Below are 17,212 nucleotides of genomic sequence, written 5' to 3' on the forward strand. Positions count from 1 at the left end.
TAAATAATAACTAAACTTTTATAGAAATGAAAAAAATTCTTCCATTTATATTATTAGCCGGTATTGGTTTCTTATCATATAGCTGTGACAATAAAGATGATGTTATCGTACAGCAGAATGCCAACTTTCAAATGAAAGATATTACTGGGACTTTTACGGGAGCAAATAATGCGAACTGGACAATTTCTCAAGGGCTTGGAGTAAAATCTACAGATGTTCTTTTAGTATATAGAAATATTAATTCAAATTCGAGTTCATCTGCTATCTGGCAGCAAATTCCGAAAACTTATTTCTTATCAAACGGTAGAGAATTAGATTATAATTTTATTTTTAATAATCAAAATGTAGATATTACCAGTCGTGCGAATTTTGATCAGAATACACTGACTCCTGCTGAAGCACAGACTTATTTAAATAACCAAACATTCAGAATAGTCATTGTTCCTGCTAATCCAAACGGTTCAAGTAATAAATCAGCAAATGCGCCTGTTGATTACAGCGACTATAATGCTGTGGTGAAATATTACAATCTTAATGATTCTAATGTACCATCAGTACGAGTAAATTAAGAAATATCTTTTCAGTTTTTTATAATTAAAAAAAGCTCCCGGAGGAATTATTCTTCCGGGGCTTTTGATTTATGATGGTCTGTTGTTTGGATAATGACTCAGAACGTTTTCATATAATGTGAGCAAATAAAAAAGCTCCAGAAAAATTCTGAAGCTTTTGATTTATTTAGTTATCATTGTCATCGAGAAGATGTCCAAAGAAATCTTTTTTTGTTTGCAGGTATCCTTTACTTATTTCATTGGCCGGAATCTGTAATGGAACTCTTGAGTTAAGATGTACGTTGCTTTCTACTACATGTTTTACCTTTTCAGGATTGTTGGTAAGAAGGTTGATATCTTTTACATCCAATACATTAAGGATTTCGATGGCTACGCCAAAATTTCTGTCGTCGGCTGGTAATCCCAGTTCAAGATTAGCCTGTACTGTATCCAGACCTTTTTCCTGTAAAGAATATGCTTTTAATTTATTGATAATACCAATATTCCTGCCCTCCTGGCGAAGATATATGATGATACCTCCATTTTCATGGATGTATTTCATGGCTGCGTCCAGCTGTTGGCCACACTCACATTTTTTTGAATGGAAAACTTCTCCGGTAATACATTCAGAATGAAAACGAACATTAACGGGCTTAGAAAAATCTGTATTTTCTGCAATAATGGCCATATGTGGCATCCAGTCGTTTTCGTTTTCGGAGAAAGCGATCATTCGGAAAGTGCCGTGTTCTGTTGGAACATTGGCTTCCGCCTGAATTTTAATCATTGATTGTTCAATTAGTTTTTTAACTTCCTGGCAAAGCATCTTCAATGACAGACACATTGGTTTTTAAGCGAACCAAATATCTGTTGAGAACCTCGTCATCATCCTTATCAAGTTTTTGCCTTGATTTTTGGATTTTTTTGTATGATTTTTCGAAACTTTTCAGTGCTCTGCTTTTTCCTGTAGAATTATTTGCGTCAATAGCATATAAATAATTCTGTAAGCTGTATTTCATACTGGTGACTTCATCATTCAATCCGTTGTTCTTAAACTTTGGAAAGGTAGAAATCAGGTTTGAAATCTCAGATGCATTTACATTTTCCTTGATATTGATATTAAAGCCTTTTTTTGAGCCTCTATCAGAATCAGAGCCTTTTGTTTCACTGTAAAAATTATTTGACAGCGGAGAAAGATTAAGCTTTTCCGTTGCGCAGGAAGATGTTAATATGATAAGTACTCCAAAAAAAACTAGTCTTTTCATTTCTGTTGCCCTTTTTGATAAAGGATTGGATTAAGACTTTCATCGTTATACATTTTCATTTGTTTGTATACCTTCATCTTAATATTACCGTTTTCAATATCAGCAAGCAATTGATCAATAGAAGTTGATAGATCTTCTTTCTGAGTAAGCAGAACATCCAGTTTAGCCTGGCAATTTTTTCTGTGCTCGTCAGAAGCGGATTCTCTATGAGCTTCTAGTGACATATGATAAACCTTTAGTGCAAGAATCGATAGCCTGTCTACTGCCCAAGCGGGAGTTTCCGTATTTATTTTTGCGTCAGGTTTAGGAGTTATATTTTCAAACTTATTAAGGAACCAGCTGTCAATATATTCTACCAGATCAGTTCTTTTCTGATTGGAGGCGTCTATTGTTCTCTTGAGTTGAAGAGCTTCAGCCGGATCAATATTTTCATCTCTAATTATATCTTCCAGATGCCATTGAACGGTATCAATCCAGTTCTTTGCATACAAAATCCGTTCCAAACTATCTTTTTCGAAAGGGTTATTAATTAGAGTATTAACGTCATCAGACACGTGATAGTCTTCAATACATTGATTGAAGACTTTCCATGCAGTCTCAGTGAAATTCATTAATTATAAGGAATTTTAGTTACTGGTAGAATTATTATTTGTAGAAGAAGTTTTGTTCTCAGAACCTGGTTTATCTTCTTCTTTTACCGCATCTTTAAATTCTTTGATTCCTGAACCAACTCCTCTCATTAGTTCCGGAATTTTCTTTCCTCCGAAAAGTAATACCAAAAGTATGGCTACGATCAGAATGTGTTGCCAAGATAAGGCAAGTATCGTTAGTGTATTCATCTCTTAAAATTTTTACAAAGTTACACTTTTTTTAATATGAAATCCAACCTAATGGATCAACTGGTGTACTTCCGTTCCATACTTGGAAATCAAGGGTATAGGCGCCATCGAAATCCTGGGCAACACTTCCTACAGGAGTACCTGAAGAAACCTGTTGTCCTTTTGATACGCTTACGTTTCCTAAGTTGGAATAAATCGTAAAATAACTTCCGTGTTTAATGATGACGGTCTTTGTTCCGTCATTATTTGCCAGTACTGAAGATACAGACCCAGGGAATACACATTTGGCACGTGTCCCTGAAGGTACAGAAATTTTTATTCCATTATTTTCTTCAGTAATATTTTTGAAAACCGGGTGAGGTTGTCTTCCAAAACGGTGGGTAATCTGTCCGGCTCTGTCTGCAGGATACCCTAGTCTTCCTCTGTTATCAGCAAAACTGTTTCCGGATGCAGTAGAAACGCCATAGCTTGTCATAGCTTTGGTCTCTGCAGCTTTTTTGTCGTCTTCTTTTCTCTTCGCCAGAGCAGCTTCTGCGGCTCTTGCTGCGGCTAGTTTGTCAGCTGCTTCTTTAGATCTTGCAGCAGCTTCATCAGATGCTTTTTTAGCAGCAAGTTTTCGGGCTTCATCCCTTGCATTGGCTTCAGTTCTTGCGGCTTCTTCATTACGTTTTCTTTCTTCTTCAGCCCTTTTTGCGGCTAATTCTGCTGCTCTCTTGGCTTCAGCCTCTGCCAGTCTTCTTTCTCTTTCAAGAGCTTCGGCTCTGGCTTTCGCTTCAGCTTCAATTCTTGCTTTTTCTCTTTCAGCAGCTATTTTAGCTAAACGTATTTTTTCTGCTTCTGCCTTTTTTCTGGCTTCTTCTTCAGCTTTTGCAATTCGGATTTCTTCGGCAATAATAGATCTGATTTGTCCTTCCAGCACTTTAGACTGAGTTTGTTTCTGTTTCAGCTCAGCAGTAAGTTTTGATTCGTTCTTTTTAAAATCAGCCACCAATTGCTCTTTCTGTGCTCTTTCTGCATTAATGGTCGCCAGATCTTTCTGCTGATTTACCAGAAGACTTTCTTTCTCTTTTATGGAGTTTTGTCTCTGGGTAATGGTCTTTTTGATCTGGTTAGCAGCGTCAGTAATTTCAGCAGCTTTTTTATCCTGATAATCTGAATATTGTTTTAGATACTGTACTCTTCGGATGGCTTCACCCAAATTTTTGGAAGAAAGGATGAAGGTTACTTTATTTTGTACTCCTTTATTTTTGTAAGCATTGACAAGTACTTCAGCATAATTTTTTCTAAGAACAGCGAGTTCTTTGTTCTGGCGATTGATCTCAAGCTGACGCAGATAAATATCGTCTTCAATAAATCTCTTTTCTTTTTGAGTGTTATTGTAGACCTTTTCTCTTAAAACCAGCTTTTGATTAACGCTGGTAAGGTAGGCGATAGAAAGTTTAGATTCGCTTCTTGTTTTAGCTAAATCTGTATTTATTTGTGCAATTTGTTTTTTAAGTTCGGCATTCTGCTTCTGCAGTTGTTCTTTTTTCTGCTGTCCTTGGTGCAGTCCGAACAAAAGAACACCTATTAAAAAGCTAAATTTTTTAATCATTTAATCTCAATTTTCTTATAACCGGATGGTACTACATAAGGTGTTTCCATCCCCGAAAAGTCAAATTTCGTGTTTTCCAGTAAAATTTGACTAGATTTTGAGCCTTTTATAATTATTTTAACATTTTTAGGAAGGCGTATGCCATTGTATTCATTCCATTCACTGTAAGAGATTTCCAGCTCATCTGTGGATAAAACATCTTTCAGATTAATACTTAATAGATCATAATTGGTATCATATTGAAGAACAATTTTATACTCTCTGTTTTTTTCGTCGGTGGTAATTTTCTGGTTGGCATTGGAAACCATTTTATATCCCTGTGCATTCTGAGTCAAAGTAAACTGAGAATCGCTGATTTTTACGAATGTTCTGCCTAATAAAATTTTCTCCAAGGATTTATAATCAATGAAATTGACATTCAGTAAATGATTGAGATAATCAAAGTCAGAGTCAATATAAGCTTTATTTATTTTATCCTGTCCTTTGATCCCTTCGGGAGTTGCAATTCCTCGTGCTACATTGATAAACAGAGCTCTCAGATTCATCCAGACTTTTTTATCATTTTCAATATAGATGGTTGCGTCCAACGGAGGAATATAGTTGCCGGTTTCTACACGAACTTTACTGTCAATCTTAATTTGATCAAACTTTAGTGGAACCACTACATGTTCGTAAAAAGCGAATTTGTCTTTCACTGGTTCATTTACGTCTTTTGGATTCTTGGTATTTTCTGTGCTGGCAATACTGTCCCGTGAAGATGTACTATTTTGTACAGCATTACGGGTCTTACATGATGATAGGGCAAGAAGTAATAAAAAGAGTGGTATCCAGTTTTTCATGTATTTGATCTTTTCAATTAAAAATTACGTTGCAATATTAACGCCAAACCACACAAAAAGTTTTGTGTGGTTTGATTATATCTTATTTATGTTAAATAAATTCTGTTCTTAATTATTTCGACAGAAAATCCAAAACCGAATAGTCTCCCAGTGAAATTTCTCTGGCAACCCCGAAATACTGGGCAGAGTTACCAATCATCGAGTTAGAAAGGTTTCCATGGTTAATTCTCGTGTTTTCCTGAATCAGAGAGTTTTCAATATTTGAATTAACAATCGTGGTATTGTTACCTAGTGACACTCCCGGTCCTACTTTTGAATTGGAGATTTTTACATTTTCACCAATGAAGCAAGGAGGAATAATCAATGAGTTTTCAATTGTTGCTGAAGCGGGATATTGTGACATTTCTTCTTTTTCATAAGCAAGAATTTTACTATTGGTTTCTACTGTAGCATTCTTGTTACCACAGTCCATCCAGTCATTTACTTTTCCTAAAGTAAATTTTGCCCCTTTTGCTCTAAGGTTTTCCAAGGCCATTGTCAGCTGATATTCTCCACCATTTTTAATATCATTATCCATGATATAGTTGATCTCATCCATTAATTTCTCAGCACTATTGAAGTAATAGATTCCAATAATGGCCAGATCTGATACAAAAGTTTGTGGCTTTTCAACAAAATCAGTGATAAAGCCATAATTATCCAGCTTTACAACTCCGAAAGCAGATGGGTCTTCTACACTTTTTACCCAAATTACACCATCTGAATTTTTATCCAGTTGAAAATCTGCGCGGAAAAGTGTGTCTGCGAAAGCAATCACTACATCACCCTTCATAGATTGCTCCGCACATTTAATAGCGTGAGCTGTTCCAAGAGGATCGTTCTGATAATATAAGCTTCCTTTTGCACCCAGTTTTTCAGCAATCTGAAGGAGAGATTTTTCAATCTCAGGACCAAAATCTCCAATGATAAAAGCTACTTCTTCAATCTCTTCTCCTGCAACTTTAGCAATATCCTCTACCAGTCGTTGTACAATTGGTTTTCCTGCAATCGGGATCAGAGGTTTTGGAACAGTCAGGGTATGTGGACGTAATCTGGAACCACGTCCAGCCATCGGAACAATAATTTTCATAAATGGTATAAAGATGTTTTTGTTTAAATGTAGTTTATTTTTTGTTAAATATAATAATTAAAACGTTTTTTTAAACGTAATGTTTATCATGTTTTAACGCCTTTGTTTAATTTTTTAAGCTAAGTAATGATCAAAAGAGAGACCAAAATTTAGTTCTTTCGTATTCTTGATACTATCATGTCCTTTTCCGAATAGATTAAAATCCCGACAAATAATAAAAAAAGAGCATTGCTGGTCAGGATATTATAGTTGAAATATTTTACGATAATAAAACTAAAGAATCCTAGTAATACAAGGAAAAAAGACATTTTCTTCATCCGGTACGGGATAGGATAATATTTTTGGCCTAAAACGTAGGAGATAATCATCATGATAACATAGGCTCCGAAAGTTGCCCATGCAGAGCCGATCATACTATGATAGTAACTTAATGCCAGATAATTTAATGCGATATTAATTCCTGCTCCGATCCATGAAATAAGGGTTCCTACGCTGGTCCTGTCTGTTACTTTATACCATGTGGAGAAGTTATAGTAGATCCCGAAACAAAGATTGGCGACAACAATAATAGGGATGATATCTATGGCGATCCAATATGATTTGTTAGGGATAAATACATCCTTTAACCAGGAGATATTGGCGATAATTCCTAAGGCAACAGCACATGCAAAAAAAGCAAAATATTCTGCTACCTTAGCATAGGTTTTCTTTGCATCTCCCTTATCCATTTGTTTAAAGAAAAATGGTTCAATACCCATTCTGTAGGCTGTTACAAATAAGGTCATTAATACTGCCAGCTTATAACAACCTCCATAAGCTCCGGCCTGTTCGTCTGAAATATGATTTCTCTGGATTGATTTATCAAAATTTTCATTCACCATGAAAGCAAGACCCGCCAGCATGAGTGGGAATGAATATCGAATCATACGTATAAAGAGAGAGCTTACGAACTGAAATCTTACTTTTAATATAATAGGAAGCAATAATAAAAAGCCCAGCGCACTTCCTGCTAAATTACTAAAGAAGGGATAATCTACATTTTGATCTAATCCAAAACTTCTGGATACACTTTCCGGAATCCAAAAGAACAAAGCTGCGGTAAAGACGGCCTGAAATATAGCCTGAAAAATCCTTACTGCAGAATATTTGATCGGCTTATTATGAAAGCGGAGCCACGCAAACGGGATAACCAGTAAATTGTCGAAAAAGGCAATTAAAGCAAACCATTTAATATATTCAGGGTTGTTATGATATCCCAGATAATCTGCAATGGGCTGATTAAACAGATAACACAATGTCAGAAAAAGGGTAGAAGTGAAAAATAAAAACCAAAACGAAGTGTTGAAGGTTCTTTTCTCATTCCCTTCTTCAGCAGAAAATCGAAAATAGGCTGTTTCAAAACCGAATGAAAGTATAATATTAACAAACGAAATCCATGCATACAATTGGGTGAAAATCGCAAAACCTTCATTGGGGATTTTATAAATCAAAAGTGGGTTGAGGATAAACAGAATGATCCTTGGTGCTATTGCTCCTGCTCCATAAATGATTGTCTGTCCTAATAATTTCTTATACAATTCGAAAAATTTTATGCAAATGTAAATATTTAGAAATTGATTTGTGATGAGTGATATTAAAATTCATTCATAAACCTTAATTTTGCTTTTTATAGAAGTTAGAAACCTGAAGTTAGAAATTGTTGATTATGTTTCACATCTCATCACAAATTATAACCCGAATGTTTTAGCTTTTGTCTCAAAATCTATAATTTCTAAAAAAGTACAATGAAAATCCTTATCAAAAATGTGCATATTGTCAATGAAGGAAAAGTCTTTCAAAGCGATATCTTAATAGAAAATGATTTAATTTCTAAAGTAGCTTCTGATATTTCTGAAAATGCGGATCAGGTTATCGATGGTTCCGGAAAATACCTTCTTCCGGGAGTCATTGATGATCAGGTTCATTTTCGTGATCCGGGACTTACTCATAAAGGAGATATTGAAACTGAGTCCAGATCAGCAATTGCCGGAGGAGTAACAAGTTTTATTGATCAGCCTAATACGGTACCGAATGCGGTAACTCAGGAATTGTTAGCCAACAAATATGAAATTGCATCTCAGAAAGCCTATGCAAACTACGGGTTTATGATGGGAGGAACGAATGATAATCTTGAAGAAGTGTTAAAAACAAATCCAAGAAATGTTCCCGGAGTAAAACTTTTTTTAGGTTCATCTACAGGAAATATGCTGGTAGACAATCCTGAAACACTGGAAAATATTTTCAGTAATACAAAAATGCTGATTGCTGTTCATTGTGAGGATGAAGCAACCATCAGAGCCAATACTCAAAAATACGTTGATGAGTATGGAGATGATATTCCGGTAAAATTTCATCATTTAATCAGAAGTGAAGAAGCTTGTTATAAATCATCTTCAAAAGCAATAGAGCTGGCACAGAAGACAGGAGCGAGACTTCATGTATTTCATCTTTCCACAGCAAAGGAAATGGAGCTTTTCAGAAATGATATTCCTCTAAAAGATAAAAAAATAACCGCTGAAGTATGTGTACATCATTTAACTTTTACCAATGAGGATTATGAAACAAAAGGAAGCTTAATCAAATGGAATCCTGCTGTGAAGACTCAAAAGGATAAAGATGCACTTTGGGAAGCACTGTTGGATGATAGAATTGATGTGGTCGCAACAGATCATGCTCCTCATACTGCTGAAGAGAAACAGAATGTATATACAAAATGCCCGTCAGGAGGTCCCTTGGTACAACATTCACTGGTTGTAATGCTGGAAAATTATAAGACAGGAAAAATTTCTCTTGAAAAAATTGTGGAAAAGATGTGTCATAATCCGGCGATCCTTTTCAGAGTTGAGAAAAGAGGATTTATCAGAGAAGGCTATAAGGCGGATCTTGTTTTAGTTGATTTAAATGAAGACTGGACGGTTTCTAAAGAAAACCTTCTCTACAAATGTGGATGGAGTCCGTTGGAGGGTATGAATTTTCATTCTAAAGTTACCCAAACCTTTGTTAACGGGCACTTGGTGTATGATAACGGAAAAATTGCTGAAAAAAAATTTGGAGAGCGTCTGCTTTTTGAAGTGCAGGAGTAGTCAGGATAAAAATTCAAAATCGAAAGTATAGTCCGGATGATACGGAGGCTATTACAAATCAATAGAAGCGGGCTTTAGCCCGCTTTTTAATTTATATTTTTTCTAGCTTTAAATTTATGTAGTTTTGCATAGAAAAAATAATGACCAATATTTATGTATAAACTTTTCTTCATTTTATTTCTATCAGTTTCTTTGCAATTTAACTCACAGATAAATACTCAACTATTGTCAAATTCCTCATGGACAAAAGTAAAATCTAATATGCTTGACGGTAGCCGGGATCTTTCACCAACATCTTCCCGATTTTTGGTATGGAAGATTAATGGAAACAAAATTTGTGAATATAGTAATCCATGGGCTATAGAAACGAAAGAGTGTACAAATTTTAAATATGATAAAAATCTGATAGTATTATCTGATAGGTTAGCTTTTCAAATCGAAAGCCTTACTCCTGATTCATTAATTGTTATGCAGAAAGTGGATGGTATAACTTTTCCAGATAAAATTAGGAAAATGTGGTTTGTAAAAACTTCTACTCTTGTTAAAAATTTTACTGATAAAACAACAGGGGATTCAATTATAATTAATTCTCGAAATGTAACTCCAATATTGAAAAAAGAAATAATTAGTGAAATGATGGAGGCTTATATGAATAAAGGATATACTCACGATATTAATATGAATGGAAAAATTTTAATTTTTCCTAAGAAACAAGAAATTGAAGTCATAACCGATTTTAAAAAACAGAGTAAAGATAATCAAGCAGGCATTGATTTATTCAAAAAAAATTTAGAAAAGAATTATAAGATGTGGGATATCACAGGATTTGAGAAATTTGAAAAAATTATTATACCTTACCATTTCAGTAGTAAAACAGTAGAAGGAAGTGGTAGTCTGGGTTTTTCAAATAAGGTTTCTGATGGTGTAGATCAAGGAATTGTAATCAATATAAAAAATAAGAATACATCTCTTGAAAATTTTAACAAGGGAGTGGAAGCTGCTAACAAGAAAAAATTTGATAATGCAATATATTATTTTAATAAAGCACATGAAGATGATAATACCAACACAGATGCATTGTACAATGTAGTGTCAATTTCATTAGCTTTGAAGAATGTAAATGAGGCATGTTCAGCTTTAAAAAAATTAAATGATTTGGAACAGGTAAATGGAATCAAATTATATAAAGAGAAATGTGAAGGAAATTAGTCAAATCAATATAAGCGGACTTTAGCCCGCTTTTTAATAATAAATATTCCATTGGCTTTAGCCAAAACTTATCAACAAGTTATTGAAAACAAAAAAGACTACAACCCTGTAGTCTTTTCTTATACCTCATGCCTGAAAATAAGCTCTATTTATTGGGTTTGTTTCCCATATAAAATGTCAATTTTCCGCCATTCATAATTTCAGAATGTTTCAGGATGAAGTTTTTAATTTCTTTACCGTTTAAAAGAACTTTCTGTACATATACATTTTGAGGACTTTGATTGATGGCTTCGATTTCAAATGTTTTTCCGTTTTCCAGATTCAGGATTGCCTGATCAATAGCAGGGCTGCCGATAGAATAATCTTCAGACCCCGGTGCTACCGGATAAAAACCCAATGAACTCAAAATATACCAGGCACTCATTTGTCCGGCATCATCATTTCCTCCCAATCCGTCAGGAGTAGCTTTATATTGCATCTCCAGAATATGGCGGATCTGTGACTGTGTTTTCCATGGTTGCCCTGCCCAGTTGTAAAGATAGGCAACATGATGAGCCGGTTCATTTCCGTGAACGTAGCCTCCAATAATCCCTTCTCTCGTAATGTCTTCTGTATCTGCAAAAAACTCATCGGAAAGATGCATGGTAAATAACTCGTCCAATTTTGAAGCAAATTTTTTCTTACCACCCATCAACGTAATCAGTTCGCCAGGGTTTTGTGGAACAAAGAAACTGTAGTTCCATGAATTTCCTTCAATAAAGCCTTGTCCATGAGTACTTAATACATCGAAATCTTTTTTGAAACTTCCATCAGCTAAGCGTGGACGCATAAATCCTATGCTCTTGTCAAAATTATTTTTCCAGTTTTCAGAACGTTTGATAAACTGGTTGTAGATTTCTGTTTCTCCAAGATATTTAGCCAGCTGAGCGATTGCCCAGTCATCATAAGCATATTCCAGAGTGTTTGAGACTGAGGTTCCACTTTTCTCTGCAGGAATGAAGCCGAGATCAATATATTGTCCGATTCCTTCATAATTTCTTTTGTTGGCAGTTTCTACACAGGCTTTCAAAGCTTCTTTCGGATCACCGTCATAATTTCCTTTTATAATAGCATCCGCCACTACGCTTACACTATGATAACCACTCATGCACCAATTGTCATTAGCGTAATGGGACCATATTGGTAACATTTTCATAGAGAACTGGTTGTAGTGAGCCATCATAGACTTCACCATGTCATTGTTCCTTTTGGGTTGAATGATGTTAAAGAACGGATGTAGTGCCCGATAGGTATCCCATAGAGAAAATGTGGTGTAGTTGGTAAAGTTTTCAGCTTGATGAACATTTTGATCCAATCCTTTATATTTGCCATTGACATCCATATAAACCGTTGGGTTGATAAAGGTATGGTACATGGCAGTATAGAAATTGACCTTTTCAGTCTCAGAGCCTTTGATGATGATTTTTTTTAATTCTTTATTCCAGTCTTCCTGAGCTTTTGCTTTAATTTCATTAAAAGATAGATTTCCTGTTTCTTTTTCAAGATTTTCCAGAGCATTAGTCTGGCTTACCGGAGATATAGCCAGTTTTATTTCAATGGCTTCATTTTCATCAGTATCAAAATCAAAATACATTTTCAGGTTCTTCCCTGCAATTTCGGGGAAGTTTTGGGTCTGGTCGAATTTTCTCCAAAATCCTTTATATACCTGCGTACCATCATAATTTTTCTGACCGTAAGACTTGAAAGGTTTTGAAAACTTCATTGCAAAGTATACCGTTCTGGTTCTTGCCCAGCCATTGGTTTGTCGATAGCCGGTAATGGTATTATCATTTTCTACACGGGCATAGGTCCATACATTTTTTCCGTCATAATTATAAATCCCGGCCATTAGATCCAGAATAATATGGGATTGATCAGATTTAGGAAAAGTATAACGATGTACACCTACTCTTGAGGTGGCTGTTAATTCTGCTAAAATATGATGATCATCCAGCTTGACCTGATAATATCCGGCTTCTGATTTTTCGTTCTGATGAGAAAACCGGCTTCTGTATCCTTTTTCTGGCTGAGATGCGGTTCCCGGATTTAGTTGAAGTTTTCCCACTGTCGGCATGATAAGGAAGTCTCCCAAATCAGAATGTCCAGTACCGCTGAAATGAGTAGAACTGAAGCCTACGATTGTTTTGTCTTCATAACGGTAACCGGCACAGTATTTATAAACTTCACCATTATACTTTCCGTTCAGTTCATAGGATATTGTATCTGTTTCAGGACTTAATTGTATAGCACCAAAAGGAGCGGTAGCACCAGGATAGGTATGTCCCATTTTTTCAGTTCCAATCAACGGATGTACATACTGATATAATTTTTCAAATTTTTGAGCTTTGAGAGGTAAGTTTAAGATTGCGAATAACAGAAAAACAGATTTTCCCGGATTTTTCATGAGCAGGTAAGTTTATTATGTGTAAAATTAGGTAAAAAAACAAAGAATATTATTTATGGCATTATTTATACTGTTATTTTAATCCTCATCCATTCAATATTTATTATTTTTAAGAAAAAATATTTTATGAGTCTATATACAAAACCAATGCTTCGTGAAGGGGCATTAAAAGATAAAGTCGCAATTGTAACCGGTGGGGGGAGCGGTCTTGGGAAGGCGATGACAAAATACTTTCTTGAATTGGGGGCTAAAGTAGTGATTACGTCCAGAAATCTGGAAAAACTACAAACTACGGCTAAGGAATTGGAAGATGAAACCGGCGGTAAGGTGCTTTGTGTATCATGTGATGTAAGAAATTGGGATGAGGTAGAGGCTATGAAAGAAGCTACCCTGAAAGAGTTTGGTAAAATTGATATCCTTTTGAATAATGCAGCAGGTAATTTTATTTCTCCAACAGAAAAATTGACTCATTCTGCTTTTGATTCTATTTTAGATATTGTTCTAAAAGGAACAAAAAACTGTACACTTTCTGTAGGAAAGCATTGGATTGATTCTAAGACTCCCGGAACAGTACTGAATATTGTGACAACTTATGCATGGACAGGGTCTGCTTATGTGGTGCCTTCAGCTTGTGCCAAAGCAGGAGTATTGGCAATGACCAGGTCCTTAGCGGTAGAGTGGGCGAAGTACGGAATCCGCTTTAATGCTATAGCTCCGGGACCATTCCCTACAAAAGGAGCGTGGGACAGACTTTTGCCTGGTGATCTTCAGGAAAAATTCGATATGAAAAAGAAAGTTCCGTTGAGAAGAGTAGGAGAACATCAGGAGCTGGCCAACCTTGCAGCGTATCTTGTATCTGATTATTCAGCCTATATGAATGGTGAAGTAGTAACCATTGATGGAGGTGAATGGCTTCAGGGTGCCGGGGAATTTAACATGCTTGAGGCTATTCCCCGGGAAATGTGGGATGCCCTGGAAGCAATGATAAAGGCAAAGAAATCAAATTAAATTGCATTTATATAAAAAAAGACTCCCGGATTTGTGACAATTCCGGGAGTTTTTTTTACCTATGTATAAACTTTTTCAAATGAATTGTAAACTTCCAACTTTAGTTTCTGCAGTTGTATCCTTCCTTTTTTCAGGATCTGTGCTTGCTCAGGAAACTCCAAAGTACGATTATGTAGAAGCTTTTAAGCCCTTTTTCTATCCACAAACCGGTACGGAAACACGCTCAGCAAGTGGACAACCGGGACATGCCTATTGGCAAAATTCAGCAGATTATCACTTGAATGTGAGTCTGAATGAAGATAAAAAAGAGATTACAGGTACAGCCGAAATTACCTATACAAATAACAGCCCTGATCAACTGAACTTCTTGTGGCTACAGCTGGATCAGAATTTATTTGCAAAAAACTCCCGGGGGAACACAGTCATTCCGCTTTCAGGAAGCAGAAACGGAGCAAATGGAGAAGACCTTGATGGAGGATATAAAATCAAATCAGTGAAATTAGATGGTGCAGAGGTAAAATATATGGTTATTGATACCAGAATGCAGATTGATCTTCCAAAAGAATTAAAGGCTAAAGGAGGTATAGCAAAAATTAAAATTGAGTATTCTTTTATCTCTCCTGCGTACGGATCAAACAGAATGGGAATACAGAACACGAAAAATGGGAAGATTTTTACCATCGCGCAATGGTACCCGAGAATGTGTGTGTATGATGATGTGATGGGCTGGAATACACTACCTTATCTTGGAGCTTCTGAGTTTTATCTCGAGTATGGCCGTATTACTGCAAATATTACAGTTCCTGCCAATCATTATGTGGTAGCTTCCGGAGAGCTTCTTAATCCTAAAGATGTATATAGTAAAGAAGAGAATAACCGTTGGGAGCAGGCAAGAAATAGTGATAAGACGGTAATGATTCGCACAGAATCCGGGATGAGTAAAAACCAGTCTTCAGGTACAAAGACCTGGAAATTCAAAATTGAACAAGCTCGCGACTTTGCCTGGGCTTCTTCATCTGCATTTATCTTAGATGCAGCAAAAATAAACCTGCCGGGTGGTAAAAAATCTCTGGCTATATCTGCTTATCCTGTTGAAGTTTCCGGTGAAAGGGCATGGGGAAGATCTACAGAATACACAAAAGCAGCAATAGAACATTACTCACAAAAATGGTATGAATATCCTTATCCTGATGCGACAAATGTAGCAGGGAATGAAGGAGGTATGGAGTATCCGGGAATTGTATTCTGTCATATGAATTCTGCAGGAGAAGACCTCTGGGGAGTGACAGATCATGAGTTTGGACATACCTGGTTTCCTATGATTGTGGGATCCAATGAAAGGGTTTTTGGATGGATGGATGAAGGTTTCAATACCTTTATTAATGAACTATCCACGAAAGCATTTAATAATGGGGAATATTATAGCAAGGAAAAAGTATCCAGAGCCCAAAGTTATATGATGAATGATAATGCGGCGGAACCGATCATGGTAGGGGCAGACAATATGAAAGAAAGAAGTATTGGTCCTCTTCTCTATTTTAAACCCGGAGTTGGGATGGGAATTTTAAGGGAAGCTATTCTTGGTCCTGAAAAGTTTGATAAAGCGTTCAGAACTTACATTAACCGTTGGGCTTTCAAGCATCCGACACCGTGGGATTTCTTCCATACGATGGAGAATGTTTCGGGAGAAGAGTTGAACTGGTTCTGGAGAGGGTGGTTCTTCAATAAATGGAAAATTGATCAGGCGGTTAAAGAGGTAAAGTATGTTAATGGAGACTTTAAAAACGGAGCTCGGATTACTGTTGAAAATCTTGGGCAGCTACCTATGCCTACTACTGTTCAGATAAAATTTAAAGACGGAACAACAAATACAGTGAAATTGCCGATCGAAGTCTGGAAAAGAAATGCGGAATGGACATTCAAAGTAGATTCTAAAAAGGAAATTGATCAGGTAAGCCTTGATCCGGATGCTGTGGTTCCGGATGTGAATATGAAAAATAACAAATGGTCATCTTCTGATGCCAGGCCTACGGAAAAAATTAATGTAAAGGATTTTACAGGAACGTATGGAAATAAAGAATCTAAGCTTAAAATAATACTTACTGATAAAAATGGGATGCTGTACGGAAGTGCAGGAGGGGAGCAAAGTTTTCCGCTGGAATATGCAGGAAATAATACATTTACTTTCGAAGATGGTCATTTAACGCTGACTTTCAGTAAAGATAAAAAGACCATTAGTCTTGCCGAGGGCGGAAGAGAATTTAAATTCAATAAAGAATAATATTTCTGTTTCTGTAGAAAGAAATAATTTAACATTATTATTATACTTGTAAGGCTTTTCTATTGCAGAGAAGTCTTATTTTTGTTTCTAATTGATAAAATAAACTATGAATTTCAGATTTTTAATTGTTTTCCTTATGCTTTTTGCATTGGGATTTTCGCAGGATCTTACCGTAATGAGTTTTAATATCAGGCTCAATGTCGAATCAGATAAAGAGAACTCATGGCCCCAGAGAAAACAGGATGTCACCGATCTGTTAACGTATTATCATCCGGATTATTTCGGAGTTCAGGAAGCATTACCTGATCAGATGAAAGATATTAAAAACAGGTTGAAGCATTATGATTACATAGGGGTTGGTAGAGATGATGGTAAAGAAAAAGGAGAGTTTTCTGCTATTTTTTATGATACAAATAGATTTGAAGTAATAAAATCGGGAACGTTCTGGTTATCTGAAACACCGGAAGAGCCTTCAAAAGGATGGGATGCTGCTCTTAACAGGATTTGTACTTATGCTGTATTTAAAGATAAAAAATCAAAGAAGGAATTTCTGGCCATGAATCTACACTTTGATCATGTTGGAAATGTAGCAAGGGTAAAATCTTCGGAGTTAATTCTGAAAAAAATTAAAGAGTTTAATCCAAAGAATTTACCTGTCACATTAAGCGGAGATTTTAACCTGACTGATGATTCAGAACCCATCAAAATTTTGTCCCAAAACATGAAAGATACTTTTTATCATTCAGAAACAAAACATTACGGCCCGGCAGGAACATTTACAGGATTCAACGTGAATGAAGTTCCTAAAGAAAGGATCGATTATATTTTTACCAATGGCTTCAAAATAAAATCTCACAGACATATCAATGACAGACGCGAAAATTTATTGTATCCGTCGGATCATTTTCCGGTAATTACAGAGCTTTCTTTCTAATATA

The 17,212-nt window shown here is 35.8% G+C and carries 15 protein-coding genes; 6 read left to right on the forward strand and 9 right to left on the reverse strand.

Features of this window, described 5'->3' with window-relative positions:
- The first annotated feature begins 26 nt into the window (after positions 1 to 26).
- Entirely contained in the window at positions 27 to 569 is a 543-nt protein-coding gene (locus C1631_RS22275) for a hypothetical protein (RefSeq protein WP_109714306.1), read from the forward strand.
- 166 nt (positions 570 to 735) lie between these two features.
- Here the strand turns inward: C1631_RS22275 and ribA are convergent, their stop codons facing one another.
- The 8 genes from ribA to C1631_RS22315 form a co-directional block, all read right to left on the reverse strand.
- Positions 736 to 1,332 carry a GTP cyclohydrolase II gene (ribA, locus tag C1631_RS22280; RefSeq protein WP_103248067.1) on the reverse strand — a complete coding sequence of 199 codons (597 nt, stop codon included), beginning with the start codon at positions 1,330 to 1,332 and terminating at the stop codon, positions 736 to 738.
- Positions 1,333 to 1,351: 19 nt separating this feature from the next.
- The gene (locus C1631_RS22285; RefSeq protein WP_103248068.1) at positions 1,352 to 1,810 is read right to left on the reverse strand and encodes a hypothetical protein; all 459 of its coding nucleotides are present in this window, start codon (positions 1,808 to 1,810) and stop codon (positions 1,352 to 1,354) included.
- Positions 1,807 to 2,421, reverse strand: coding sequence for a DUF4254 domain-containing protein (locus tag C1631_RS22290; RefSeq protein ID WP_103248069.1), 615 nt, complete (start codon positions 2,419 to 2,421; stop codon positions 1,807 to 1,809). Before C1631_RS22290 ends, C1631_RS22285 begins: the two co-directional genes overlap by 4 nt.
- A gap of 15 nt (positions 2,422 to 2,436) precedes the next feature.
- Entirely contained in the window at positions 2,437 to 2,649 is a 213-nt protein-coding gene (locus C1631_RS22295) for a twin-arginine translocase TatA/TatE family subunit (protein ID WP_103248070.1), read from the reverse strand.
- A 31-nt stretch (positions 2,650 to 2,680) separates the two neighbouring features.
- The gene (locus C1631_RS22300) at positions 2,681 to 4,243 is read right to left on the reverse strand and encodes a peptidoglycan DD-metalloendopeptidase family protein (protein WP_103248071.1); all 1,563 of its coding nucleotides are present in this window, start codon (positions 4,241 to 4,243) and stop codon (positions 2,681 to 2,683) included.
- Positions 4,240 to 5,082: a lipoprotein insertase outer membrane protein LolB1 gene (gene lolB1 / locus C1631_RS22305; RefSeq protein ID WP_109714308.1), complete on the reverse strand. Its 843-nt coding sequence runs from the start codon at positions 5,080 to 5,082 to the stop codon at positions 4,240 to 4,242. The genes C1631_RS22300 and lolB1 overlap by 4 nt, the downstream gene beginning before the upstream one ends.
- Before the next feature lie 112 nt (positions 5,083 to 5,194).
- Positions 5,195 to 6,211: a sugar phosphate nucleotidyltransferase gene (locus C1631_RS22310; RefSeq protein ID WP_103248073.1), complete on the reverse strand. Its 1,017-nt coding sequence runs from the start codon at positions 6,209 to 6,211 to the stop codon at positions 5,195 to 5,197.
- 149 nt (positions 6,212 to 6,360) lie between these two features.
- Positions 6,361 to 7,788 (reverse strand): oligosaccharide flippase family protein, encoded by a 1,428-nt coding sequence (locus tag C1631_RS22315; protein ID WP_109714310.1) that lies wholly within the window; start codon positions 7,786 to 7,788, stop codon positions 6,361 to 6,363.
- A 207-nt stretch (positions 7,789 to 7,995) separates the two neighbouring features.
- Here C1631_RS22315 and C1631_RS22320 point away from each other — a divergent pair, with 207 nt between their 5' ends.
- Together C1631_RS22320 and C1631_RS22325 are read left to right on the forward strand one after the other, a co-directional pair.
- On the forward strand, positions 7,996 to 9,333 hold the full coding sequence (locus tag C1631_RS22320; protein ID WP_103249985.1) for a dihydroorotase: 1,338 nt from the start codon (positions 7,996 to 7,998) through the stop codon (positions 9,331 to 9,333).
- Between the two features lie 261 nt (positions 9,334 to 9,594).
- Positions 9,595 to 10,542 carry a tetratricopeptide repeat protein gene (locus tag C1631_RS22325; protein ID WP_123966766.1) on the forward strand — a complete coding sequence of 316 codons (948 nt, stop codon included), beginning with the start codon at positions 9,595 to 9,597 and terminating at the stop codon, positions 10,540 to 10,542.
- 145 nt (positions 10,543 to 10,687) lie between these two features.
- On the opposite strand, the gene C1631_RS22330 is transcribed toward C1631_RS22325, so the two are convergent.
- Positions 10,688 to 12,985 carry a GH92 family glycosyl hydrolase gene (locus C1631_RS22330; protein WP_103246969.1) on the reverse strand — a complete coding sequence of 766 codons (2,298 nt, stop codon included), beginning with the start codon at positions 12,983 to 12,985 and terminating at the stop codon, positions 10,688 to 10,690.
- A gap of 126 nt (positions 12,986 to 13,111) precedes the next feature.
- Here C1631_RS22330 and C1631_RS22335 point away from each other — a divergent pair, with 126 nt between their 5' ends.
- The 3 genes from C1631_RS22335 to C1631_RS22345 all read left to right on the forward strand — a co-directional run bounded on the left by C1631_RS22335 (position 13,112) and on the right by C1631_RS22345 (position 17,208).
- A complete protein-coding gene (locus tag C1631_RS22335; protein WP_103246968.1) occupies positions 13,112 to 13,993 on the forward strand; it encodes an SDR family oxidoreductase in 882 nt (293 codons plus the stop codon).
- Positions 13,994 to 14,072: 79 nt separating this feature from the next.
- Positions 14,073 to 16,274: a M1 family metallopeptidase gene (locus C1631_RS22340; RefSeq protein ID WP_103246984.1), complete on the forward strand. Its 2,202-nt coding sequence runs from the start codon at positions 14,073 to 14,075 to the stop codon at positions 16,272 to 16,274.
- A 106-nt stretch (positions 16,275 to 16,380) separates the two neighbouring features.
- Positions 16,381 to 17,208: an endonuclease/exonuclease/phosphatase family protein gene (locus tag C1631_RS22345; RefSeq protein WP_103246967.1), complete on the forward strand. Its 828-nt coding sequence runs from the start codon at positions 16,381 to 16,383 to the stop codon at positions 17,206 to 17,208.
- The last annotated feature ends 4 nt before the right edge of the window (positions 17,209 to 17,212 follow it).

The sequence above is a fragment of the Chryseobacterium phosphatilyticum genome, assembly GCF_002899825.2.
In the GTDB taxonomy this organism is placed as follows: domain Bacteria; phylum Bacteroidota; class Bacteroidia; order Flavobacteriales; family Weeksellaceae; genus Chryseobacterium; species Chryseobacterium phosphatilyticum.

Excerpts from the sequence above, each read along its gene's own strand:
- C1631_RS22275 (WP_109714306.1), top strand. The coding sequence starts at position 27 with ATGAAAAAAATTCTTCCATTTATATTATTAGCCGGTATTGGTTTCTTA.
- C1631_RS22330 (WP_103246969.1), bottom strand. The coding sequence starts at position 12,985 with ATGAAAAATCCGGGAAAATCTGTTTTTCTGTTATTCGCAATCTTAAAC.
- C1631_RS22295 (WP_103248070.1), bottom strand. The coding sequence starts at position 2,649 with ATGAATACACTAACGATACTTGCCTTATCTTGGCAACACATTCTGATC.
- ribA (WP_103248067.1), bottom strand. The coding sequence starts at position 1,332 with ATGATTAAAATTCAGGCGGAAGCCAATGTTCCAACAGAACACGGCACT.
- lolB1 (WP_109714308.1), bottom strand. The coding sequence starts at position 5,082 with ATGAAAAACTGGATACCACTCTTTTTATTACTTCTTGCCCTATCATCA.
- C1631_RS22285 (WP_103248068.1), bottom strand. The coding sequence starts at position 1,810 with ATGAAAAGACTAGTTTTTTTTGGAGTACTTATCATATTAACATCTTCC.
- C1631_RS22300 (WP_103248071.1), bottom strand. The coding sequence starts at position 4,243 with ATGATTAAAAAATTTAGCTTTTTAATAGGTGTTCTTTTGTTCGGACTG.
- C1631_RS22335 (WP_103246968.1), top strand. The coding sequence starts at position 13,112 with ATGAGTCTATATACAAAACCAATGCTTCGTGAAGGGGCATTAAAAGAT.
- C1631_RS22325 (WP_123966766.1), top strand. The coding sequence starts at position 9,595 with ATGCTTGACGGTAGCCGGGATCTTTCACCAACATCTTCCCGATTTTTG.
- C1631_RS22340 (WP_103246984.1), top strand. The coding sequence starts at position 14,073 with ATGAATTGTAAACTTCCAACTTTAGTTTCTGCAGTTGTATCCTTCCTT.
- C1631_RS22310 (WP_103248073.1), bottom strand. The coding sequence starts at position 6,211 with ATGAAAATTATTGTTCCGATGGCTGGACGTGGTTCCAGATTACGTCCA.
- C1631_RS22320 (WP_103249985.1), top strand. The coding sequence starts at position 7,996 with ATGAAAATCCTTATCAAAAATGTGCATATTGTCAATGAAGGAAAAGTC.
- C1631_RS22290 (WP_103248069.1), bottom strand. The coding sequence starts at position 2,421 with ATGAATTTCACTGAGACTGCATGGAAAGTCTTCAATCAATGTATTGAA.
- C1631_RS22345 (WP_103246967.1), top strand. The coding sequence starts at position 16,381 with ATGAATTTCAGATTTTTAATTGTTTTCCTTATGCTTTTTGCATTGGGA.